The sequence below is a fragment of the Kitasatospora cineracea genome, assembly GCF_003751605.1.
Taxonomy (GTDB): domain Bacteria; phylum Actinomycetota; class Actinomycetes; order Streptomycetales; family Streptomycetaceae; genus Kitasatospora; species Kitasatospora cineracea.
Window position 1 is genome coordinate 17,109 of sequence record NZ_RJVJ01000004.1, and the last position, 21,686, is coordinate 38,794.

Here is a 21,686-nt window from a genome sequence, read left to right on the forward strand (position 1 = left end):
CGACTCGCCCGCCGCGAGGTCCGAGGGCCGGTCCGCCGGCCGTGCTCCCGTCGGCGGGAGGCCGTTCTACTCCGGTTCCCGGTCGGGAACGGCCTTGACGGTGCGGCGGCGGCGGGCCTCGGCGTTGCCGAGTTTGCGGGGACCGGCCGCCCGGGCGTCGGGGGTGATCCGGGGCGCTTCCAGGGCCTCGCCAACCAGGCGCCGGATCTCCGGGTTCGACGCGAAGAAGTAGCGCGGGTTGACCCGGTAGCGCGTCGGGTCGGGGTGCTCGACCAGGTGCAGGGATTCGAGGCGGCCGAGCGCGTCGTAGACGGTGGAGACGGAAGTGCCGCAGTCGAAGGCGGTCTCCTCGACGTCGACGGAGACCAGGTCGAAGACGGCGCCCCGGCTGACCAGCCATTCCAGGGTGCTGCGCTGGCCCGCGGAGAGGTTGAGGGTGTAGACGGGCGGCATGCCGAGATCGTCCGGGTCGAAGCCGTGGTGCTGGTCGTGGGTGGCGGCGCTCATCGCCCTGCTCCGATCGTCGGGGTGCTGCCTGCTCCGGGCGGGCCCGGCGGCTCCTGCTCGGCGGCCGCGCTGCCGGCGAACTTCGCCGCCGCCTTCCGCGCCGCGGCAACAGCCTTGGCGTCGGGAACGATCGCAGGCGGGTCGAGCCGGCGGCAGGCCCGGACCTGGGCGTCGCCGCTGCCTTCCCAGAACCGGCGGGGGTTGAGCTGGTAGACCTGGCTGCGCGGGCTGGTCTTCAGCAGGACGTTGAGCCTCACCAGGCGGGCGAGGGCGTTCTTGGCCGTCGTCACGGTGGTGTGGATGTCCGCAGCGACGACGGCCGGGGAGACTCTGACCGCAGCACCCGCGCCGCCCCTGGAACGGACCCAGTCGATCGCCGCCCACTCCGCCCCGGACAGCGCCAGGGCGTACAGCGGCGCGTCGTCGGTACAGGCGTTGAGCGTGTAGGGACCGTCCATGGTGTGCGGTGTCCTGCTCTTCGGCACCGGCAGTACCGCACCGGTGTCCAGGTTCACCAAGGCGATGTTGCCCCTGCGGGCCATCGTTGCTCCTTGTCACGGGAGGGTGGCCGTCCTCGCTCGGAGGCGTTGACGCGGTGTCCACAAGGGCCGGTTTTTCGGACGTTAGTTCCAGAAAACCCGGCCTTAGACGACTGAATCTACAGGAAACCGTGGAGAAGACTGCCGCTTCCACGGCAAGGGCGGCGATCTGCTGCCCTTCGACCGGAGCTAAGGTCTGGTTTTCCAGACCTTAAGGTCTGGAAAACCAGACCTTAGCTCCAACGTTTCCGCAGGTCAGGGCATATTCCCCCTTCTTAAGTAAGAGGCGCGCGGGCGGCTGGCCCCAACACCCGCGGGTGTTCGGCCTGCGGGAGGGGTTCCGGGGGCTATTCGCGGGGCGGATCACGGGGGGCGGGAGCCCGGTCGGGGGTGGGGTGCTGCTCTTCCTCGACCCGGACTGGCATCAGCCCCGGCACAGCACTGCGGCCGGGCCCGACGGGGGCACTCTGCTCGCCACCGGCCTCCAGGTGGCGACCCGGGGGCCACTGCGTCCTGGGCGGTGAGGCCGGCCCCGGTGGAGGGAGGCCCCCGTTCCGGCGTCGGGGCGCTCCTGGCGGGGTACGGTCCGCGGTTCGGCCGCGTCAGCCCGGGCGGAGGGGCCGCCCCGTGGGGAACGTGGTTCGTACGGGCAGACCGCCGGAGGGTGGCGGGTCGCAGGGGAACAGCGACCGAAGCGACCGAAGGTCCGGGGCGGCCGGATCGGGGCGGTGGGCGAGGAGATCCGGTGGACGGTGGCTCGGGCCGGAGTGGAGCCCGGATGGGGGGTCGGGCGGGGCGAGTGGGCCCGGCAGCGACCGAGCGACCGAAGGACAGCGACCGAGCGACCCTTCGGTCGCTGCTTCGGTCGCTGGGAAAAGTGCAGGTCAGGGGGAGTGAGTGGGAGAAAACAGCGACCGAAGCGACTGAAGGTCCGGGTATATGAAGCCATTTCACGTGTGTGTGCGTATGTGCCCCCGCGTACGTGAGACGGAGATATATAGGGACCTTGAGTCGCTTCAGTCGCTGTTTTTTCGGCTGGACCTGCTCTGACCTGGGGTTTTGTCCAGCGACTGAGCAGCGACCGAAGAGTCGCTCGGTCGCTGCCCTCAGTCGCTCGGTCGCTGCCGTTCGCCGGGGGTTTTTCGGCCGGGGACCAGCCCGGGCGCGGGCGGGTGGGGTGGAGCGGGTGTTTTTTGGTGCACAGTGAGTGATCGGGGATCGCTAGTGTGTTTTCCTCGTTGAGTCGCTTGAGTCGCTGACGGGGGAGCCATGACTGCGGAGCTGTGGGCTCGGGGCAGTGGATCGGCGCGTCCCCGTCCGGCGGGGGCCGAGATCCCGGCGGGGTCGGGGCCGTGGGCCACGGCCCGGTGGTGTGCCGCCCGGGGGTGGCCGGTGCTGCCGCTGGCGTCGGGGCGCAAGACTCCGGCGGGCAACTGCGCGCCGTGCCGGGTGCCGGGGCACCACCACCAGGGGTGCGCGTGCCTGCGCAGCGGGCGCTGGTGCCACGGGTTCCACGCGGCAACGGTGGACCAGGCGCTGGTGGACCGGTGGTGGAGCGGGCGGGAGGGCTTCGGGGTCGGGATCTCCTGCGGGCCGGCCGGGCTGGTGGTCGTCGACGTGGACGCGCACCGGGTCGCGCTGCCGGGGCGGGACCGGCTGCTGCCCGGGATCGTCATCCCGGAGGGCGCGGACCTGACCGGGCTGGAGAACGGTTTCCACACGCTGGCGGTGCTGGCCGCGCTGCACGGCGAGGCCAGTCCGGCCGAGGACACCGGGACGCTGCGGGTGCGCACGCCCTCGGGGGGCCTGCACGTCTGGTACCGGGCGCTGCCCGGGCAGCGGTGGCTGTGCTCGACGGGTTCGTCCTCGGGGCGGGCGCTGGCCTGGCAGGTGGACGTGCGGGCGTACGGGGGCTACATCGTGGCGCCGGGGACCAGGACCGCGGCGGGGGACTACACACCGGTGGACTCCGTCCGGGAGCCCGCGCCGCTGCCGGGGTGGCTGGCGCACGAGCTGCGCCGCACCGGGCACCTGACGGCCCCTCAGCCGGGCGCGGAGCCGGGGCGGGCCGCGGTGCCCCAGCGGGCGCTGGCGGCCGTCCTGCGGGCCGGTGGGGGCCGTCGGACGGTGGCGGGGCTGCTGGCCGGTCCGCTGGCGGAGGTGGCGGCCTGCGGGGCGCTGGCGCAGGGGGCGGGTTTCTCCGAGCGGCTGAACCGGGCCGCGTACACCGCCGGGGGGCTGGCCGCGGCCGGGTACCTGACCGAGGCGGAGGCGGTGCGGGCGCTGACCGAGGCGGCCGGGCTGGCCCGGCCGGGGCAGGAGCGGCGGGCCGCGGCGATCATCCGCAGCGGCCTGCGGGCGGGCGCGCGCCGCCCGCTGATGCGGGGGACCCCCGGATGAGCCTTCCGGAGAGGAGCACGCTGCTCGACGCCCAGTTCGACGCCCGGGCGGTGGCGCGGGAGATCCTGGCCAGCGCGGTGCAGCCGGCCGCGCCGGGCGAGGCCCAGGTGCCCGCCGGCCCGGCCGGGGGCGGCGCGACCGCCCAGGGCCTGCTCCCGGACACCCTGACCGACCGGGGCAACGCCAAGCTGTTCGTCAAGCTGTACGCGGACGACTACCGGCACGTGCCGGGGCTGGGCTGGTACCGCTGGGACGGCACCCGGTGGCTGGACGACGAGGACGACACCGTGCTGTGGGCGGCCGGCGACCTGGCGGAGAGCATCGCGGCGGACGACCCGCGCGGGGTGTTCACCGCCTCCGCGCTGCAGCAGCACCGGCGCCGGGCGCTGAGCACCAGCGGGATGCACGCCATGCTGTTACAGGCCCGCACGGCCCCCGGCATGGTGCTCAACGCGGCCAAGCTGGACGCCGACCCGTACGCGCTGTGCACCCCCGGCGGGGTGGTGGACCTGCGGACGGGTCGGATGCACGCGCCGGACCCGAACAAGGACTTCCACTCCCGGTCGACCACGGTGACGCCGCTGCCGGTGCCCGCGCCGCGCTGGCAGCGCTTCCTGACCGACACCTTCGGCGAGGACGCGGAGGGTGCGGAGATGATCGCCTTCCTGCACCTGCTGCTGGGCTACTCAGTGACCGGCGACGTGGGCGGGCAGGTGATGCCGTTCCTGTTCGGCTACGGCAAGAACGGCAAGTCGGTGCTGCTGGACGTGCTGATGCGGCTGCTGGGCGACTACGCGGACGCGGCGCCGCCCGGGTTCCTGATGGCCCGCCCGTACGAGGGGCACCCGACCGACCTGGCGGAGCTGCACGGGCGCCGGGTGGTGGTCTGCAGCGAGGTCCGGCCCGGCGACCGGTTCGACGAGGCCCGGGTGAAGCTGCTGACCGGCGGGGACCGGATCAAGGCGCGGCGGATGCGGCAGGACTTCTTCAGCTTCCAGCCGACCCACAAGCTGTGGCTGCTGGGCAACCACCGGCCCGAGGTGGGCACCGGCGGTTTCGCGTTCTGGCGGCGGATGCGGCTGGTCCCGTTCGAGCGGGTGGTCTCCGACGACCGGAAGATCGACAACCTGGCGGACGTCCTGGTCACCGAGGAGGGGCCGGGCATCCTCAACTGGCTGATCGAGGGCGCCCGCTGCTACCTGGCGGGGGACAAGGACCTGGCCGGTCCGGAGCGGGTGCGGATCGCCACCGACGCCTACGCCGAGACCGAGGACCACACCGGGCGGTTCGTCGCGGAGGCCTGCCGGGTCGCCCCGGAGCTGCGGGCCGAGCAGGCCCAGCTCTACGCGGCCTACCGTTCCTGGTGCCTGGGCGAGGGCGTTCCGCCGCTGTCGTCGCGGGGGTTCGCGGCCAGGATCCGGGAGGCGGTGGGGCTGGTGTCGCCGAAGGCGATGGTCCTGTCGAACCAGCGCAAGTACTACCCAGGCATCGGCCTGCTTGCCGACGAGGAGACGGTATGAGCGCTCTCATCGCAGAGGACGAGATCGTCCACGAGGCCGCGCTGGTCTGGCTGGAGGACATCGGCAGCCTGGACTACGTGCGGCAGAGCCTGGACCGGCTGCCGACCCGCCGGGGCCGGCCGGCGTACCACCGCGACGGCCGGATGGTGGGCTACGCGCAGCTGGGTCCGGGGGCGAAGCCGTCGCGGTCCTCGGGGACCTTCCGGCGGCGGGTGTTCTGGCTGCTGCCGCACGACCGGGACACCGACCCCGCGGGGCTGTACGCGACCGGGGCGCCGGCCGAGGCGGTGGACCCGAGCACGGTGGCGCCGGGCAGCAAGGGCCTGAAGACCGGGCGCTCGGAGGGCGGCCTGCGGCCGGCGGGCCGGCCGCAGCCGGGGGCCGCCCTGCCGGGCTGAGAGCGGGCAGCTGCGGAGCGTTGCAAAAAACCGAGCGCCCGGTATATTTTCTGGCCGTTGGTCGCGCGTGCCGTCCGCGGCGCGGCGCGAACGGTGGCCAGGTGGGGGAGCCGGCATGACGGGACAGGTGCGCGCGCAAGTACTGGTGGTCGGGGGCGGGCCGGTGGGCCTGCTGACCGCGGCGGAGCTGGCCGGGCAGGGGGTCCGGACGGTGGTGCTGGAGGCGGCCGGGGCGGTGTCGGAGCAGCCGAAGGCCACCACCCTGCACGCCCGGGTGGTGCAGAGCCTGGTGCGGCGCGGCTACCTGGAGCCGCCCGCGGCCGACGGCGCGGTCAGCCGCTCCTTCCACTTCGCCGGGATACCGGGCCTGTCGGTGGCGGCCCCGGCCGAGGAGCCCGCGCCGATCCTCAAGCGCCCCCAGGCCGACCTGGAGCGGCTGTTCGAGGCCCGGGCCCGGGCCTCGGGCGCCCGGATCATGCGCGGGTACCGGGCGGTCGAGGTGCGCACCGGCCCGGACGGGGCGCAGGTGACGGCCGAGGGCCCGCACGGCCCGGTCCGGATCGGCGCCGACTACCTGGTGGGCGCCGACGGCGCGCACAGCCTGGTGCGGGAGCGGGCCGGCATCGGCTCCTCGACCGCGCCCGCGACGGTCGCGGCCCTGGCCGGCGAGGTCACCCTCGCCGACCCGGCCGCGCTGGCCCCCGGCTGGCACCGCACCCCGCGCGGCTGGATCGTCTGCACCGCACTGCCCGGCGGCCGCACCTACCTGCGGGTCCTGGACTGCACGGGGGCCGCCCCGGACCGCCGGCCGCCCGCCCCGGAGGAGCTCAGACGCCAGACCGCCCGGATCGCGGGCCGCGACGTCCCGATGACCGACATCCGCTGGCCCAGCCGGTTCAGCGACTTCTCCCGGCTGGCCGACACCTTCCGCTCCGGGCGGGTCCTGCTGGCCGGGGACAGCGCGCACGTGCACTTCCCGATCGGCGGCCAGGGCCTGGGGACGGGCCTGCTGGACGCCGTCAACCTCGGCTGGAAGCTCGCGCTCACCGTGCGCGGCCTGGCCGGGCCCCGGCTGCTGGACAGCTACGACCCCGAGCGCCGGCCCGCCGCCCGGCGGGTCATCGACAACACCCGGGCGCAGCTCGTCCTGATGAACCCGGACCCGTTCCTGGACCCGCTGCGCGGGCTGCTCGGCGACCTGGTGGAGGCGGCCGGGCCGGCCGGCGGCTACCTCGGCGGCCTGATCAGCGCCCAGGACACCGTGCTGCCGGCCCGCACCGACGGGGCCTCGGCCTGGGAGGGCCGGTTCCTGCCCAACACCCGGCTGGCGACCACGGACGGGGAGACCGACGTGGTGCGGCTGCTCGGGCCGGGCCGGCCGGTGCTGCTGCTCGCGGGCGAGCGGGGCGGCCGGTACCTGGCCGAGGCCGGGCCCTGGGCGGGCCTGCTGTCGGTGGTGCGGACCGCCCGGGCGGACGCGCTGCCGGAGCCGGCGCTGCTGGTGCGGCCCGACGGCTACCTGGCCTGGGCGGCCGGCGGCGGCGGGCTGGGGCAGGCGCTGGAGGCGCACTTCGGCGGCCGCCCGCAGGCGTCCGCCGCCCGCCGGGGCGGGGTCCGCGCCGGGGCCCGCGGTGCCGGGCCGGGCGGGCCGTTACCGCCGCCGCACGGGTACCGGCGCTCAGCCCGCGGCCGGGACGGCCGTCAGCTCGGCGAACACCCGCGCACCCCGGTCGGGGGCGATGTCCAGGGAGGTCAGGACGGAGGACAGCATCACGCTGGGCAGCAGGTGCCGCAGCAGGCTGGCGATCCGCTCGGGCAGGTCCTGATAGTCGGTCAGCACCTGGGACATCTGCTGGATTCCGGCGAAGGCGCCCACCGCCACCGAGGAGGTCTCCTCGGGCACGACGTGCGGCAGCAGCTCGCCCTGGGCCTGGGCCCGTTCGAACACGTCCCTGACCGCCGTCTGCCAGCCGCGGAACGGCGCGGTGCGGTCGAGCCCGGTGGCCTCCATGTCCAGTGAGAGGCGCACGCCGGCCCGGACCATCGGCTCGGTCTGCAGCCGGTGCGCGTGGGTGAAGCACATGTCGACGAACTCCTGCGTCCGGCAGGGGCGTTCGGGGATGACGAGCTTCATGTCCTGCTCGGCCAGTACGCCGTGCGCCAACTCCTCCTTCGACTGGAAGTGGAAGTACAGCGCGCCCTTGGTCACTCCGGCGGCGGCGAGGATCTCGGCGATCGTCGCCGCCTGGTAGCCGCGCTCCTCGAAGACCTGCGCCGCAGCTTTCAGGATGGCCCCGCGCGTGCGGGTGGCCCGGTCTTGTGTTGCCACTGTGCCTCCTCGACCTGGTGGGGCAAGGCCGATTGTCGTCCAAAAAAACCGCGTAGTTTGTATCTTAAGGCGCGACACGACGCTGTGAGCAAGGCCGTCCGTACCGATCGTTCGGAAAACGTCCGGCAATTGGTGGGTAAAGGGACGCACGACGCCCGTCGGCGGAGGACGCCGACGGGCGGGGGCGGAGCGGACGGGGCCTGCGACGGCCGGCACGGGGAGCGGCCGCGGGGGCCGGTCAGCGGGCGGGGGGTGCTCCGGTCACGGTCGCGGTGAAGGCCGGCTCGCCGAACTGGTGGCCCGTCACCAGCACGGCCGGGGCGTCGCCCGGGAGCCGGACGGCCTCGATCGTGCAGGGCGCGTCCAGTTCGACGTAGCGCTTGAACTCGGCGCCGAGCGCGACCGGCAGGAAGTCCTGGCAGTCCAGGGTGGCCGCGGCGGCCTGCCGGGCGGCCTCGACGAGCAGCATCCCGGGGGCGTGGTCGAGCGGGTGGTCGAAGATCACCGGGTGCCGGGTGTCCACCCGCAGCTGCCAGCGGCCGGGCTCGCCGACCGGGGAGAGCACCACGTCGGTGGGGGACATCCGCCCCACGGTCTGCGGCGCGGTCGGGGCGGTCAGCGGCAGCTGGCCGGCGCGGCCGAGGGCCCGCTCGCCCCGCAGCCGCCGGTACACCTCGGGCGCGGCGCAGGTGAAGGAGGCGCCGCCGGTCACCGCCACCCGCCCGTCACGGCGCAGCACGACCCGGTAGCGGCCGCCGGCGAGTCTGCGGCCGCGCAGCCGGACCTCCTCGAAGCAGACCTCGAGGTCGATCGAGGCCGGCGCGTCCCCGATCCGCAGCTGCTCGGGCTCGACGGTGAAGGCGCAGTCCCACATGAGGAACTGGTGGTCCAGCGGGACGCCGAACTCGGTGTGGGCCAGCAGGGTGCCGATCTGGCGGATCGTCTCGATGGCGATCAGCGGGTCGTGGTACTCGCCCCGGACGGGGGTGAAGAAGCTGTGGCCGCGAGGCCACTGGGCCCGGGCGGTGAAGCGGGTGTCGTCGGTGCGGCTCCACTCGGTGAGCAGCACCTCGGCGACAGCGGCCCGGTGGACGAACTCCTTCGGGACGGTAGTGGTCAGCGAGACGGGAGAAAGCTCCCCCACCCGTCGGGGTTGGGGGATCGTCACCCGGTGTCCGGTGCTGATCACGGTCCGATCCTGGTGGTCTGTGCGCACGGACATGCTGCCCCCTGGCGTGTCGAATGGCGTTACGGTCAGATCGCTGAGAGTGAAGATATATACCATCCGGTTTTATTTCCAGCGATACGCGACCAAGACTCGGTCATCTTCGGGCCGGACCTCGAGCGGGCGCCTCTCCCTTGAGCGGTTCCCTAGCCCGACTCTAGGCCAATGGCCTTGCAGCGCACGGCCATCGGGGCAGGCTGGGGGTGTCGCCCCGAGGGTGCGGCAGGTGTCCGGCCACCTCCCCCGAGGGGGGCGCGCCGCCGGCTCCGGGGCGGTCGAAGCGGCTGTCCGGCCGCGTTCCGCAGGCCGGACGGGGGCGTTGGCGGGCACGGAGCGCCTCGAAACAGACCGTTCGTTCTGAAAAGGTGGATCAATGGCAAGGGCGGGGGCCTCGAGGATGGCCGGATTCCGGGGGGCCGCTGCCCTTGAATGAGGCTCAAGGCTGTGACCTGCGGGTTCTTCTGCAGCCTCAAGATGAACAAAACGGCATGGACGGTTTGGTATTGACAAACCGGCCGTCCCGTTTTCTACTGATCGAGTGTCAGGGCGGTACGTGTGAACGGATCTTGAGGGACCTGACGGACCATCACTCACGTACGTACAGGAGGCGACATGGACATCGCTGTTCTGGGCGCGTTGGACGTCAGGGAACGCGGGACGTCGGTGACGCCCACCGCGCCCAAGCCACGACAGGTCCTGGCCCTGCTGGCCCTGCACGCCGACCGGGTGGTACCGGTGGCGTCGCTGGTCGAGGAACTGTGGGGGCGGACCCCTCCGCGCAGCGCCCGCACCACGCTGCAGACGTACATCCTGCAGCTGCGCGAGCTGATCGACGCGGCCCTGCCCGACGACGACCCGCGCACCGCCAAGGACGTGCTGAGCACCTCGCCCGGCGGCTACCTGCTCAACACCGCGGGCGGCGCCAGTGACGTGCGCGAGTTCGAGCGGCAGGCCGGCCTGGGCTACCGGGCCATGGACGCCGGCGACTTCGCCGGGGCCGCCCGCGAACTGCGCGACGCGCTCGCCCTGTGGACCGGCTCCGCCCTCGCCGACGTGCAGACCGGCCCGCAGCTGGAGATACAGCGTCAGCGGCTGGAGGAGACCCGGCTGTGCGCGCTCGACCAGCGGATCGAGGCCGACCTGCGGCTGGGCCGGCACCGCGAGCTGCTCGCCGAGCTGACCGTGCTGGTCAACCGGCACCGCACCCACGAGAACCTGCACGGCCAGTTCATGCTGGCGCTGCACCGCTCGGGCCGGCGCTCCGAAGCCCTCGAGGCCTACCAGCGGCTGCGCAACGCCCTGGTGCGGGAGCTGGGCCTGGAGCCGTCCTCGGCCCTGCGGCGGCTGCAGCGCTCGATCCTGACCGCCAGCCCCGAACCCGCGCTCCACCCGGTCCCGGCCGGGACCGGGGAGCGGTTCAGCCGCCTGAGCTGACGCCGCCGGGCCCGCGCCGGGCCGGTCCGCGGGTGCGCCGCGGACCGGGCGGGCGCGGACCGCAGGCCGGGCCGCCGCCCGGGAACGAGAGAAGGAGGCACGCGATGCAGGCCAGATCCGAGCGCACCCGCCGCAAACTGGTGCGGGCCGGTGCCGAGACCTTCGACCGCAGCGGCTACGCCAGCGCGACCCTGGACCGGATCGCCCGGCAGGCCGGTGTCACCAAGGGGGCGCTGTACTTCCACTTCGGCTCCAAGGGCGAACTGGCCGACGCGGTGCAGGAGCAGGCCCTGGAACTGCTGGAGGGCTTCCTGGCCGGCCAGGAGGCCGCTGGCGGGGAGCCGCTGCAGCGGCTCATCGACCTGACGTACTGGCTGGCCCGCTCCCTGCACCAGGAGGCGGTGGTCCGGGCCGGCTGCCGCCTCGGCAGCGAGCGCGCCGACCGGGCGGCGTCCGACGGCGACGTGCGCCGGACCTGGACGGCCGAGACGGTGCGGCTGCTGGAGCGGGCCCAGCAGGACGGGGCGCTGCGCCGGGACCCGGGCGGGCCCAGCCCGCGGACGCTGCTGACCGTCGTGGTGTGCGGGCTCGAGGTGCTGGCCGGCAGCGGGCTGCCGCTGCCGGAGCTGCTGCGCCGCACCGGCGAGCTGTGGGACTGGCTGCTGCCCGCGCTGGTGCCGGCCGGCCGTCCGGCCCGCTACCGGATCCGGGAGGCGGGCGTCGCCGTGGCGGTGTGAGGCCGGGGCCGGGGTGCGGCCGTGACGGGTGTGACGCGGGTCACGCGGGATTCCGGGGGCGGGCTGTCACATCGCCGCCGCGCCGTCCGTCAGCGCAGTGCAAGTGAGCGCAGAGCCGAAGGAGCCCGGGATGGAAGCCCGTTTCGCCTACTACAGCACCGCCACCGGCGGGAAGTTCACCAAGGCCATCAACTCCGCGGGCCGGGTGATCACCGAGTCGGGCCTCCCCGCCGCCACCCAGCACATGGTGCTGCTGCGGGCCAGCCAGATCAACGGCTGCGGGATGTGCACCGACATGCACTACAAGGACGCCGTGCACGCCGGGGACCAGCCGGAGCGGCTCAACCTGGTCGCGGCCTGGCGCGAGGCCACCGTGTTCACCGAGGCCGAGCGCGCCGCGCTGGAGCTCACCGAGGAGGCCACCCGGATCGCCGACGCGGCCGGCGGGGTCAGCGACGCGGTGTGGGCGAACGCCGCCGCGCACTACGACCAGGAGCAGCTCGCCGCGCTGGTCTCGGCGATCGCCCTGATCAACGCCTACAACCGGATGAACGTGATCTGCCGGACGCCCGCGGGGAGCTACCAGCCCGGTCAGTGGTGAGTCGTCGGCACGGCACCTCCCGCGGACGGGACCTCCCCCTCCGCCCGCGGGAGCGCCGGCGGGGCGGGCCGCAACTCGGTGCGGCCCGCCCCGCCGGCGCTCGGTGCCGTCCCGCGCCGCCCGAAAAAACAAAAGGACTGACCGGTTTCCTTCAGTCGTCCTCCGTGCGTTCTGAACGGTTCCTCAAGCGCTTCTGCGGTGCCTCTATAGCCGGGTGGCGGACGGTGTTCGAAAGCCGGAGGAGGCGGAATGGGCGGTTCGGAGACCGGGATGCTTGCGCTGCGGGTCGAGCGCGGCCGGGCCAGTGACGAGGAACTCGCCGTCGTCATGGCGGTGTTGTGGTCGGCAGTGGCCGGACGGAGTGCTCCGTCCGACGGTGCGGAGACCCCGAACGTTCCGCTGTGGCGGCCCGAGCGCCCCGTCGTCGCGCACCGCCCGCCGCACAACTGGCGATAGGACCGAGCAGTCTTTTGTCTATGGCAGATTTGCGTGCGCGCCGCGCTTCCCCACATAGAAACCGCTCAGATGGTTTGTTATGGTGAGGGCGCTCGATCGGGCCGCACCATGGGGAGGTTGTGTCGTGACTGTGGTAAATGACCTTGTCCACGCCTCGATCGAAGTGACCGAGGCGGCGGACTCGCACGGCCAGGTGGCCGAACTGCACGCGATCCGCGCGCAGGTGCTCGCCGGGCCGAGCGAGAAGGCCACCGAGGCGCAGCACGCCAAGGGCAAGCTGACCGCCCGGGAGCGGATCGCCCTGCTGCTCGACGAGGACTCCTTCCGCGAGGTGGAGCCGCTGCGCCGGCACCGCGCCCAGGGCTTCGGCCTCGAGTCCAAGAAGCCCTACACCGACGGCGTGATCACCGGCTGGGGCAAGGTCGAGGGCCGCACGGTCTTCGTCTACGCGCACGACTTCCGGATCTTCGGCGGCGCGCTGGGCGAGGCCCACGCCCAGAAGATCCACAAGATCATGGACATGGCCCTGGCCGCGGGCGCCCCCCTCGTCTCCCTCAACGACGGGGCCGGCGCGCGCATCCAGGAGGGCGTCTCGGCGCTGGCCGGCTACGGCGGCATCTTCCAGCGCAACACCAAGGCCTCCGGCGTCATCCCGCAGATCTCCGTCATGCTCGGCCCGTGCGCCGGCGGCGCGGCCTACTCCCCCGCGCTCACCGACTTCGTGTTCATGGTCCGCGAGACCAGCCAGATGTTCATCACCGGCCCGGACGTGGTCAAGGCCGTCACCGGCGAGGAGATCACCCAGAACGGGCTCGGCGGCGCCGACGTCCACTCCGGCACCTCGGGCGTGGCGCACTTCGCGTACGACGACGAGGAGACCTGCATCGCCGAGGTGCGCTACCTGCTGTCGATGCTGCCGCAGAACAACCGCGAGTACCCGCCGTGCGTGCCGTGCACCGACCCGCAGACCCGGCGCTCCGAGGTGCTGCTGGACCTCGTCCCGGCGGACGGCAGCCGCCCCTACGACATGGCCGAGGTGATCGAGGAGATCGTCGACGACGGCGAGTACCTCGAGGTGCACGAGCGCTGGGCGCGCAACCTCATCTGCGCGCTGGCCCGGCTCAACGGCATGGTCGTCGGCATCGTCGCCAACCAGCCGTCCACCCTGGCCGGCGTGCTGGACATCGAGGCCAGCGAGAAGGGCGCGCGCTTCGTGCAGATGTGCGACGCCTTCAACATCCCGATCGTCACGCTGGAGGACGTCCCCGGCTTCCTGCCCGGCGTCGGCCAGGAGCACGGCGGCATCATCCGGCGCGGCGCGAAGCTGCTCTACGCCTACTGCAACGCCACGGTGCCGCGGATCTCGGTGATCCTGCGCAAGGCGTACGGCGGCGCCTACATCGTGATGGACTCGCAGTCCATCGGCGCGGACCTGTCGTTCGCCTGGCCGACCAACGAGATCGCCGTGATGGGCGCCGAGGGCGCCGCCAATGTCATCTTCCGCCGTGACATCGCCGCCGCCGAGGATCCCGAGGCGATGCGTGCGCAGAAGATCAAGGAGTACAAGAGCGAGCTGATGCACCCGTACTACGCGGCCGAGCGCGGCCTCGTGGACGACGTCATCGACCCGGCCGAGACCCGCGAGGTGCTCATCCGCTCGCTCGACATGCTCCGCAACAAGCATGTCGACGCTCCCGCCCGGAAGCACGGCAACCCCCCGCAGTAAATGGAGCGCTGATGGTCAAACAGGAACGTGCACTGCGCACCAGGGAGACCCTGGTCCGCTCCGCGGCGGAGATGTTCCACCAGGAGGGGTTCACGGTCGCCTCGCTCGCCACGATCAGCAGACGGGCCGGGGTGAGCAACGGTGCGCTGCACTTCCACTTCGCCAACAAGGCCGCGGTGGCGGACGCGGTCGAGGAGTCCGCGCTGGCCCGCCTTCGGGCCGTCACCGCCGACGGCCCGAAGGCGGCCGACTGCTGCCTGCAGCGGCTGGTCGACGCCACCTACCGGCTCGCCCGGGAGCTGAGCGACGACGTGGTGCTGCGGGCCGGCTTCGAGCTCGGCGGCGACCCGGCCCGCCCGCCCGGCGTCGACCTGCGCGGGTACTGGCAGCACTGGGTGCGGGAGACGCTCCGGCAGGCGGGCGAGCGCGGCGAACTGCGCCCGGAGGTGGTGCCGGAGGAGGCCGCGACCGCGGTGGTGGCCGGCACCGTCGGCATGGAGGTGCTGGGCACCCGGCAGCCGGAGTGGCTCGATCCGCGGACGGTCGGCCGGTTCTGGCGCCTGCTGCTGCCCACCCTGGCCCCCACCGGCCTGCTCGCCACCCTGTCGGCCGACGGCGTGGACACCGAGGCGCCGGAGGAGTAGCCCGCCACGGGCGGGGCGGCCGCGGCCCGGGCGGGTCGGTCCGGGCGGCCGGTCCGGGGCCGTCGGCGCGGCCCGGGCGGCGCGGACGGCCTCAGCGCAGCGCCGTCCGCCGGGCGCTGAGCCGCTCGAGGCGGCCGAGCAGTTCCCGCTGGTCCCGGGAGAGCTGTTCGAGGCGGCTGTTGAGCCGGACCACCTCCTCGCGCAGCGCGCCGACCTCGGCGGCCGCGCCGGCCTCGCCGTCCGGCCCGGTCCGGCCCCCCGCGGCCACCGCCGCGGCCGGGTACGCCGCCGCGGCGCGGCCGGGCGGCCACGGGCCGGGGACGGGCTCCCGGTGGTCCAGGACCGCCTCCACCCGCTCGCGCAGGATCGGGCCCGGTTCGACGCCCAGGTCGCGCAGCAGGCGGCGGCGCGCCCGGTCGTACACCCCGATCGCCTCGGCCCGGCGGCCGCACCGGTGCAGCGCGGCCATCAGCAGGTCGTAGAAGCGCTCCCGCAGCGGGTGGGCGGTGGTCAGTTCCTCGAGTTCGCCGGTGATGCCGTCGCAGCGGTCGGCCCGCAGGCAGGCGTCGTACAGCGCCTCCAGGGCGACCAGGCGGCTCTCCTCCAGCAGCGAGGCCTCGGCCGAGCAGATCGCGCCGCGTCCGCTGCCCTCCAGGGCGGGGCCGCGCCACAGGGCCATGGCCTCGCGCAGGGCGTCGGCGGCCAGGCCGGGGTCGGCGCCGGCCAGGGCCCGGCCCTCGGCGACCATCCGGTGGAAGCGCCGGGCGTCGGTGTCGATCCGACCGGGCCGCAGCGCGTACCCGAGCGGGCGGGTGACCAGCCACTCGTGCGGCGGTTCGCCGGGGGCGGGCGGGGGCAGCAGGCGGCGCAGCCGGGCCACGTGGGCCTGCAGGGCGTTGGCGGCGTTGGCCGGGGGGTGCTCGTCCCACAGTTCGTCGACGAGGCGTTCCACCGGCACGACCTGGCCGGCCTTGACCACCAGCGCGCCCAGCAGGGCGCGCTGCTTGGCACCGGGGGGCACCACGCCCCGGCCGGTGCTCTCGTCGTACACCTGGACGGGGCCCAGGATTCCGAACTCCATCGCTTCCTCGCACGGGGGGACCGGCGGACCGGGGGGCGGGGGCGCCGGGCGAAGGCGGCTTCCCGAGGGCCGGGAGGGGAATTCCCCGGAGACAGGACGCTATCGCCCGACCGGGTCCGCGGTCCGCCGTCCGCCAGCGGCTTTCAGGGGGTCGTGGAGGATTTCTCGAGGACGGGCCGCGCCCGACCCGTTCTCGAGCCCCGGAAATGCCGCCCGGAGGGGCGTCCGGGTGAGGGGAGCGTGAAGGTTCGGGTGCGCGGGAAAGGGCGCCGGGAAGTGTGCGGAAGAACGCACGTCTTCGCAGGTGGAAGGCTTGTCGGGCGGATTTGTCAGCGTGGCGTCAGGGCGGTGTCAGGAGAGTTTCGGCGCCCTTCTTGGAGTTTCTCTCGACATTCACTAGAGAATGGCTGGCGAACGGATGGTACGCACCCTCGGATCCCTTGCCATCCGCTGGAGGATATGGCGGAGAATGCCCCGAGGCGAAGGGGAGGGGAAGCCATGAAGATTAAAGTACTGGGCGCTCTGAGTGCCGAAGTCAACGGGATCTCTGTCGTCCCGACGGCGGGGAAGCCCCGCCAGATCCTGGCCTTGTTGGCCCTGTACCCGGGCCGGGTCGTCCCGGTCCCGACACTCATGGAGGAGATCTGGGGCACCGAGCTGCCGCAGAGTTCCCTGACCACGCTCCAGACCTACATCCTCCAGCTGCGCCGCCTGCTGGGCACCGCCATGGGCCCGGACGCGCCGGGCTCCGCCAAGGAGGTGCTGGCCACCCGCTACGGCGGGTACCTGCTGCAGGTCCCCAGCGAGGCCGTCGACGTCTACACCTACGAACGCCTGCTGCTCGAGGGCAGACAGGCCTTCGAGGACGGCGAGGACGAGACCGCGGCCTCCCGGCTGCGCGAGGCGCTCGACCTCTGGGAGGGCTCCGCCCTGGTCGACGTGCGGGTCGGCCCCGTCCTCGAGATCGAGGTCATGCGCCTGGAGGAGAGCCGGCTGGTCGCCCGGGAGCGCCGGATCGACGCCGACCTGCGGCTGGGCCGGCACTCCGAACTGCTCGCCGAACTCACCGACCTGATCGCCCGCCACCCCCAGCACGAGGGGCTGCACTCGCAGGCGATGGTCGCGCTCTACCGCTCCGGCCGGCAGGCCGCCGCGCTCGACGTCTACCGCCGGCTGCGCCACCGGCTCATCGAGGAGCTCGGCGTCGAACCCTCCCCCCAGCTCCAGCGGATGCACCAGGCGATGCTCGTCGTCGACCCGCTGCTGGACACCGCCGCCGGGCCCCGGCGCACCTCCACCTTCGACCTGTACGCGGCCTGAGCCCGAACCCGGGCCGAGCAGGGCTCGAGGCGGACAGGACAGGCTCGGTCCGCGGACGGCCGCGCCCCCGCGGTGCCGGCGCAGGCCGCCGCATCCCACGGCCGGCCCCGCGGCTTCCCGGGTGAGGCACCGGCATCGCAGGAGGAGGACCACGGATGACTGCTCTGACGGATGCCGGCGGGGAGCGGACCACGCTCTACTGCCTCGGCCACGCGGGCGGCGGAGTGGCGGGCTACCGCCGCTGGCCGTCCCTGGTCGGCCCCGACGTCGACGTGGTGCCCCTCCTGCTGCCCGGCCGCGACGGCCGCCGCCGCGAACCCCGGGTCACCGACCGGGCCGCCCTGCTCGCCGACCTGATGCCGATCCTCACCGAACGGGCCGGCACCGGGCCGTACGCGGTGTACGGCCACAGCATGGGCGCCCTGGTCGCGTACACCCTCACCCGGGCGCTCACCGACACCGGCGCGCCGCCCCCGCTGTTCCTCGCGGTCGGCGCCTGCCTGCCGCCGCACGTGGCCACCGCCCTGGTCAGCGCCGCCGACCTGCCCGACGAGCACCTGCTGCCGATCCTGGACCGGCTCGGCTCGCTGCCCGCGGGCGAGATGGCCCGGCCCGGCGGGCTGTGGCACCGCGCCGTGCTGCCCGTGCTCCGCGACGACCTGCGGCTGGCCGGCTCGCTGCGCCAGGCCGCGCTGGACTCCGTCACCGGCGGCCAGGTGGACACCCCCGTGCTGGTCTTCGCCGGCCGCGACGACCCGCTGGCCGTGCCCGCGCTGCTCGAGGAGTGGCGGGGCTGGGCCACCGGGCGGGTCGAGGCGCGCACCGTCGACGGCGACCACTTCTTCGTCGGCACCCCCGAACTGCCGCGCCTGGTCGGCCAGGCCTGCCGAGACCGGGCCGCCGCCCTGGCCCCCGGAGGCCGGCGGTGAGGCGCGTCGTCATCACCGGCATCGGCGTCGTCGCCCCCGGCGGGATCGGCGCCGGGAACTTCTGGAACCTGCTGACCTCCGGCCGCACCGCGACCCGGGGCATCACCATCTTCGACGCCTCCGCCTACCGCTCGCGGATCGCCGCCGAGGTCGACTTCGACCCCACCGCGCACGGCTTCACCCTCGCCGACACCGAACGGCTCGACCGGACCGCCCAGTTCGCGCTGGTCAGCGCCCGCGAGGCGATCGCCGACAGCGGCATCGCCGACAGCATCGCCGCCGACCCGCTGCGCTGCGGCGTCACCCTGGGCAGCGCCGTCGGCTGCGTCACCGGCCTGGCCACCCAGTACGCGCTGCTCAGCGACTACGGCGCCGCCTGGACGGTGGACCACACCCAGGCCACCGACGTCCTCTACGACTACCTCGTGCCCAGCTCGGTCGCCGCCGCCGTGGCCCGGGACAGCTGGGCGCAGGGGCCGGTCGGCCTGGTCTCCAGCGGCTGCACCTCGGGCCTGGACGCGATCGGCCACGCCGCCGAACTGATCCGCGACGGCAGCACCGACGTGATGATCGCCGGCGGCGCCGAGGCGCCGATCTCCCCGATCGCCATGGCCTGCTTCGACCGGATCCAGCTCACCAGCCCGCGCAACGAGGAACCCGGGACGGCCTCCCGCCCCTTCGACCGCACCCGCGACGGCTTCGTGCTCGGCGAGGGCTCCGCCGTCGTCATCCTCGAGGAGCTCTCGCACGCCCGCCGCCGCGGCGCCCACGCCTACGCCGAGCTGTCCGGCTTCGCCACGTACACCAGCGCGCACCACATGACCGGGCTGCGCCCCGACGGGCAGGAGATGGCCGGCGCGATCCGGGCCGCGCTCGACGAGGCCCGGCTGAACCCGGTGGACGTCGACTACATCAACGCGCACGGCGCCGGCACCCGGCACAACGACCGGCACGAGACGCACGCGCTCAAGCTCGGCCTCGGCGATCACGCCCGGCGCGTCCCGATCAGCTCCATCAAGTCGATGATCGGGCACGCGCTCGGCGCCGCCGGCGCCCTGGACGTGGTGGCCGGCGTGCTGGCCATCGCCCGCAGCACCGTGCCGCCCACCGCGAACCTGCACCGGCCCGACCCGATCTGCGACCTCGACTACACCCCGCTGATCGCCCGCGAGCAGCGCACCAGCACCGTGCTCAGCGTCGCCAGCGGCTTCGGCGGCTTCCACACCGCCGCCGTGCTGACCCGGCCCCGGCTGCAGGAGGCGGCGTGAACGGGGGACGGACCGAGGACGCCGAGGTGGTCGTCACCGGCATCGGCGTCGCCGCGCCCAACGGGCTCGGCACCGACACCTGGTGGAAGAGCCTGCTGGCCGGCCGCGGCGGCATCGCCCCGATCACCCGCTTCGACGCCTCCGGCTACCCCGTGCGGATCGCCGGCGAGGTCCGCGACTTCGTGGACGAGGAGCACGTCTCCAGCCGGCTGCTGCCCAGCACCGACCGGGCCACCCGGCTCGGACTGGCCGCCGCCCGCGAAGCGATGGCCGACTCCGGCGCCACCCCGACCGACCGGCACGGCCACCTCGCCGGAGTCGTCACCGGCAGCGCCACCGGCGGCACCGAGTTCGGCCAGCGCGGCCTCGAGGCGCTCTGGGGCCGGGGCGCCAAGTACGTCAGCGCCTACCAGTCCTCCGCCTGGTTCCACGCCGCGCACACCGGCCAGATCGCCATCCAGCACCGGCTCCGCGGCCCCGCCACCGCCGTGGTCAGCGAACAGGCCGGCGGCCTCGACGCGATCGCCCGGGCCCGCCGCGAGATCCGCCGGGGCGCCGCCCTCATGGTGGCCGGCGGCGTCGACTCCGCGCTGTGCCCCTGGGGCTGGGCCGCCCTGCTGGCCGACGGCCGGCTCAGCACCGCCACCGACCCGCAGCGCGCCTACCTGCCCTTCGACCCCGCCGCGAGCGGCCACGTCGCGGGCGAGGGCGGCGCGCTGCTCGTCCTCGAGGACGCCCGGGCGGCCGCCGAACGCGGCGCCGCCCGCTACGGCGCGGTGGCCGGCTGCGCCGCCACCTTCGACGGCGTACCCGGCCGCCCCCGGCTCAAGGAGGCCGCCGAACTGGCCCTGGCCGACGCCGGAGTGACCCCGCAGCAGATCGGCGCGGTCTTCGCCGACGGGGCCGGCAACCGGGCCGAGGACCGGGCCGAGGCGGCCGCGCTGGCCGACCTGTTCGGGCCGCACGGAGTGCCGGTCACCGCGCCCAAGTCGATGACCGGCCGGCTCGGCGCGGGCGGCTCCGCGCTCGACGTGGCCGCCGCGCTGCTCGCGCTGCGCGACGGGCTGCTGCCGCCGACCACCGGCACGGTGCGGACCGCGGCCGACTGCCCGCTCGACCTGGTCGTCGGGGAGCCCCGGGAGTTGCCGGGGCTGCGCCACGTCCTGGTGCTGGCCCGCGGCCGGGGCGGGTTCAACTCGGCGCTGGTGGTCCGGGCGGCCGCGGCGTGAACGGGACGAGCGGCTCGGGCGCCCGCGCCGTGGAGGGTTCGAGCCGCTGAGGCCCCCGGCCCGGGGCATGCGGTCCACGCGCACGCGTACCCGGCCGCGGGCGGACGGTGCCGCGACCCGCCGTCATCGGGTCGCGGCGCCGTCCGTCCGCGGCCGGGTGCGGTGTTTCGGAGCCGGAGTGAAGTCCCATGCTCAGATGGAGAGTTGAGGGCAGCTTAGGTGGAGATGGCGAGCGCTGGTCGTGAAGCCACTTCTTCGGTTGGGGCATTGATGGCTGCACCGGCGGTGGTCACGAGAGCCCGGTGAAGTCGACCGCGCGGAGCCGGAGTTGAGGTCTCAGCAGGCGAATCCGCCCGCGTGGGCCGGGTGTCGGGGCCCGCGCGGGCGGCGGCAGCAGCCGTCGGGCGCTAAATGTTCTGTCCGGCCGATCTTGCCGGGCGCCAAGGGATACCCCCCAGCCCCCTGGGGGCTGGGGGAGCCGCGCGCTGATCCGACAGGATCGACCGGGCAGACCTAGGCGAAGTCGCCCGCCCGGGTGGGCTGCTGGAGTTCGCGGCGGAGCCGGCGTTCGAGGGCGGTCAGCGGGAGGTCGGGGCGGAGCTGTTCGGGGTGGCCGGGCGGGGGGCCGAAGACCGGGGCCGCGGTGAGGGGGAGGGTGCTGTCGGGGTGGCGCAGGGCGAGGTCGTGGGGGTCGTTGCTCTCGCCGGTGTGCAGGAGGCCGAGGGTCACCAGCCCGTCCCAGAAGGAGCGGACGAAACGCCAGGGCAGCAGCAGGACACGCATGAACGCCTCCGGGAGGGGGCCGGGGCGGCACGCGCGGGGCCGTCCACCGGTACGGGGGAGACCGGTGGACGGCCCCGCGGCGCGGGCGGCCTCGGTGAGGAGGCCGCTCCGGGTGCCGCGGCACGGTGTCCACCGGGGAGGGCACCGCCGGGGGCTGCCCGTGTGACCGAGTGTCGGCCCCGGGGCTGGACGTCCTCTCGAGCCCGGCGGGTGGACGGCTCGGGGCCCGGCGGTGGATCGGCCGGGCCGTTCCGGAGCGGCGCTGGAGCGGCGGGGCGGTGCGGAGCCGCCGGGCGCAGGCCGCGGAGCCGGCTCCGGCGGGATGCGGGCGGGGGCGGGCGAGTGGTCGCTGCGGTGGTGGCGGGAGGGTGGTGGGGCGGACGGGGGTGGCGGGGAGGGCGGGATCCCGGCCGGGGCGCGGTGGCGGCGGTCCCGGGCGGTAAGGGTCAGTCCCGGAGAGCGGGGGTGACGCTTTCCGAGGCGCGCTCGAGCGCGCGTCGAGGAGATCCCGAGGGGTTCCGGACAGGCTCCTTGGGGCGGGCTCCGGTCGAGGGCCGGCG

The 21,686-nt window shown here is 74.3% G+C and carries 19 protein-coding genes and 1 pseudogene; 14 read left to right on the forward strand and 6 right to left on the reverse strand.

Annotated elements, in window-relative coordinates:
• Positions 1-66: 66 nt before the first annotated feature.
• Together EDD39_RS37645 and EDD39_RS37650 are read right to left on the reverse strand one after the other, a co-directional pair.
• Positions 67-507: a helix-turn-helix domain-containing protein gene (locus EDD39_RS37645; RefSeq protein ID WP_123564132.1), complete on the reverse strand. Its 441-nt coding sequence runs from the start codon at positions 505-507 to the stop codon at positions 67-69.
• Entirely contained in the window at positions 504-1,049 is a 546-nt protein-coding gene (locus EDD39_RS37650) for a MarR family transcriptional regulator (protein WP_123564133.1), read from the reverse strand. The genes EDD39_RS37645 and EDD39_RS37650 overlap by 4 nt, the downstream gene beginning before the upstream one ends.
• Positions 1,050-2,315: 1,266 nt before the next feature.
• Here EDD39_RS37650 and EDD39_RS37660 point away from each other — a divergent pair.
• From EDD39_RS37660 to EDD39_RS37675, 4 genes and pseudogenes are all read left to right on the forward strand, one after another.
• Positions 2,316-3,446, forward strand: coding sequence for a bifunctional DNA primase/polymerase (locus EDD39_RS37660; RefSeq protein ID WP_123564135.1), 1,131 nt, complete (start codon positions 2,316-2,318; stop codon positions 3,444-3,446).
• Positions 3,443-4,966 carry a DNA primase family protein gene (locus EDD39_RS37665; RefSeq protein WP_123564136.1) on the forward strand — a complete coding sequence of 508 codons (1,524 nt, stop codon included), beginning with the start codon at positions 3,443-3,445 and terminating at the stop codon, positions 4,964-4,966. The genes EDD39_RS37660 and EDD39_RS37665 overlap by 4 nt, the downstream gene beginning before the upstream one ends.
• A complete protein-coding gene (locus EDD39_RS37670; RefSeq protein WP_123564137.1) occupies positions 4,963-5,364 on the forward strand; it encodes a DUF6009 family protein in 402 nt (133 codons plus the stop codon). Before EDD39_RS37665 ends, EDD39_RS37670 begins: the two co-directional genes overlap by 4 nt.
• 115 nt (positions 5,365-5,479) lie before the next feature.
• Positions 5,480-6,928: pseudogene (locus EDD39_RS37675) on the forward strand (FAD-dependent monooxygenase); the annotation flags it as partial.
• A gap of 114 nt (positions 6,929-7,042) precedes the next feature.
• Here the strand turns inward: EDD39_RS37675 and EDD39_RS37680 are convergent.
• Both EDD39_RS37680 and EDD39_RS37685 read right to left on the reverse strand, forming a co-directional pair.
• Positions 7,043-7,693: a ScbR family autoregulator-binding transcription factor gene (locus tag EDD39_RS37680; RefSeq protein WP_123564138.1), complete on the reverse strand. Its 651-nt coding sequence runs from the start codon at positions 7,691-7,693 to the stop codon at positions 7,043-7,045.
• Positions 7,694-7,931: 238 nt separating this feature from the next.
• Positions 7,932-8,882, reverse strand: coding sequence for a ScbA/BarX family gamma-butyrolactone biosynthesis protein (locus tag EDD39_RS37685; RefSeq protein WP_244257526.1), 951 nt, complete (start codon positions 8,880-8,882; stop codon positions 7,932-7,934).
• A 648-nt stretch (positions 8,883-9,530) separates the two neighbouring features.
• On the opposite strand from EDD39_RS37685, the gene EDD39_RS37690 reads away from it, so the two are divergent.
• From EDD39_RS37690 to EDD39_RS37715, 6 genes are all read left to right on the forward strand, one after another.
• Positions 9,531-10,352 (forward strand): AfsR/SARP family transcriptional regulator, encoded by an 822-nt coding sequence (locus EDD39_RS37690; protein WP_030461733.1) that lies wholly within the window; start codon positions 9,531-9,533, stop codon positions 10,350-10,352.
• Between the two features lie 104 nt (positions 10,353-10,456).
• A complete protein-coding gene (locus tag EDD39_RS37695) occupies positions 10,457-11,089 on the forward strand; it encodes a ScbR family autoregulator-binding transcription factor (protein WP_123564140.1) in 633 nt (210 codons plus the stop codon).
• A gap of 130 nt (positions 11,090-11,219) precedes the next feature.
• Positions 11,220-11,690, forward strand: coding sequence for a carboxymuconolactone decarboxylase family protein (locus tag EDD39_RS37700; RefSeq protein ID WP_030461731.1), 471 nt, complete (start codon positions 11,220-11,222; stop codon positions 11,688-11,690).
• A 249-nt stretch (positions 11,691-11,939) separates the two neighbouring features.
• The gene (locus tag EDD39_RS37705; RefSeq protein ID WP_107067300.1) at positions 11,940-12,146 is read left to right on the forward strand and encodes an acyl-CoA carboxylase subunit epsilon; all 207 of its coding nucleotides are present in this window, start codon (positions 11,940-11,942) and stop codon (positions 12,144-12,146) included.
• A 130-nt stretch (positions 12,147-12,276) separates the two neighbouring features.
• A complete protein-coding gene (locus EDD39_RS37710; RefSeq protein ID WP_425269817.1) occupies positions 12,277-13,872 on the forward strand; it encodes an acyl-CoA carboxylase subunit beta in 1,596 nt (531 codons plus the stop codon).
• A gap of 11 nt (positions 13,873-13,883) precedes the next feature.
• Positions 13,884-14,516: a ScbR family autoregulator-binding transcription factor gene (locus EDD39_RS37715; RefSeq protein ID WP_123564142.1), complete on the forward strand. Its 633-nt coding sequence runs from the start codon at positions 13,884-13,886 to the stop codon at positions 14,514-14,516.
• Between the two features lie 91 nt (positions 14,517-14,607).
• Here EDD39_RS37715 and EDD39_RS37720 read toward each other — a convergent pair whose 3' ends face one another.
• A complete protein-coding gene (locus EDD39_RS37720) occupies positions 14,608-15,597 on the reverse strand; it encodes an AfsR/SARP family transcriptional regulator (protein WP_123564143.1) in 990 nt (329 codons plus the stop codon).
• A gap of 498 nt (positions 15,598-16,095) precedes the next feature.
• Here EDD39_RS37720 and EDD39_RS37725 point away from each other — a divergent pair, with 498 nt between their 5' ends.
• The 4 genes from EDD39_RS37725 (at position 16,096) to EDD39_RS37740 (ending at position 20,343) form a co-directional block, all read left to right on the forward strand.
• A complete protein-coding gene (locus EDD39_RS37725) occupies positions 16,096-16,917 on the forward strand; it encodes an AfsR/SARP family transcriptional regulator (RefSeq protein ID WP_030461726.1) in 822 nt (273 codons plus the stop codon).
• Between the two features lie 155 nt (positions 16,918-17,072).
• Positions 17,073-17,846, forward strand: a complete 774-nt coding sequence (locus EDD39_RS37730) for a thioesterase II family protein (RefSeq protein ID WP_123564144.1) — start codon at positions 17,073-17,075, stop codon at positions 17,844-17,846.
• Positions 17,843-19,114 carry a beta-ketoacyl-[acyl-carrier-protein] synthase family protein gene (locus tag EDD39_RS37735; protein ID WP_123564145.1) on the forward strand — a complete coding sequence of 424 codons (1,272 nt, stop codon included), beginning with the start codon at positions 17,843-17,845 and terminating at the stop codon, positions 19,112-19,114. The genes EDD39_RS37730 and EDD39_RS37735 overlap by 4 nt, the downstream gene beginning before the upstream one ends.
• Positions 19,111-20,343: a beta-ketoacyl synthase N-terminal-like domain-containing protein gene (locus tag EDD39_RS37740; protein WP_123564146.1), complete on the forward strand. Its 1,233-nt coding sequence runs from the start codon at positions 19,111-19,113 to the stop codon at positions 20,341-20,343. The genes EDD39_RS37735 and EDD39_RS37740 overlap by 4 nt, the downstream gene beginning before the upstream one ends.
• 513 nt (positions 20,344-20,856) lie before the next feature.
• On the opposite strand, the gene EDD39_RS37745 is transcribed toward EDD39_RS37740, so the two are convergent.
• Complete coding sequence (locus EDD39_RS37745) at positions 20,857-21,126, reverse strand: DUF6059 family protein (protein ID WP_123564147.1); 270 nt, start codon at positions 21,124-21,126, stop codon at positions 20,857-20,859.
• Between the last annotated feature and the right edge of the window lie 560 nt (positions 21,127-21,686).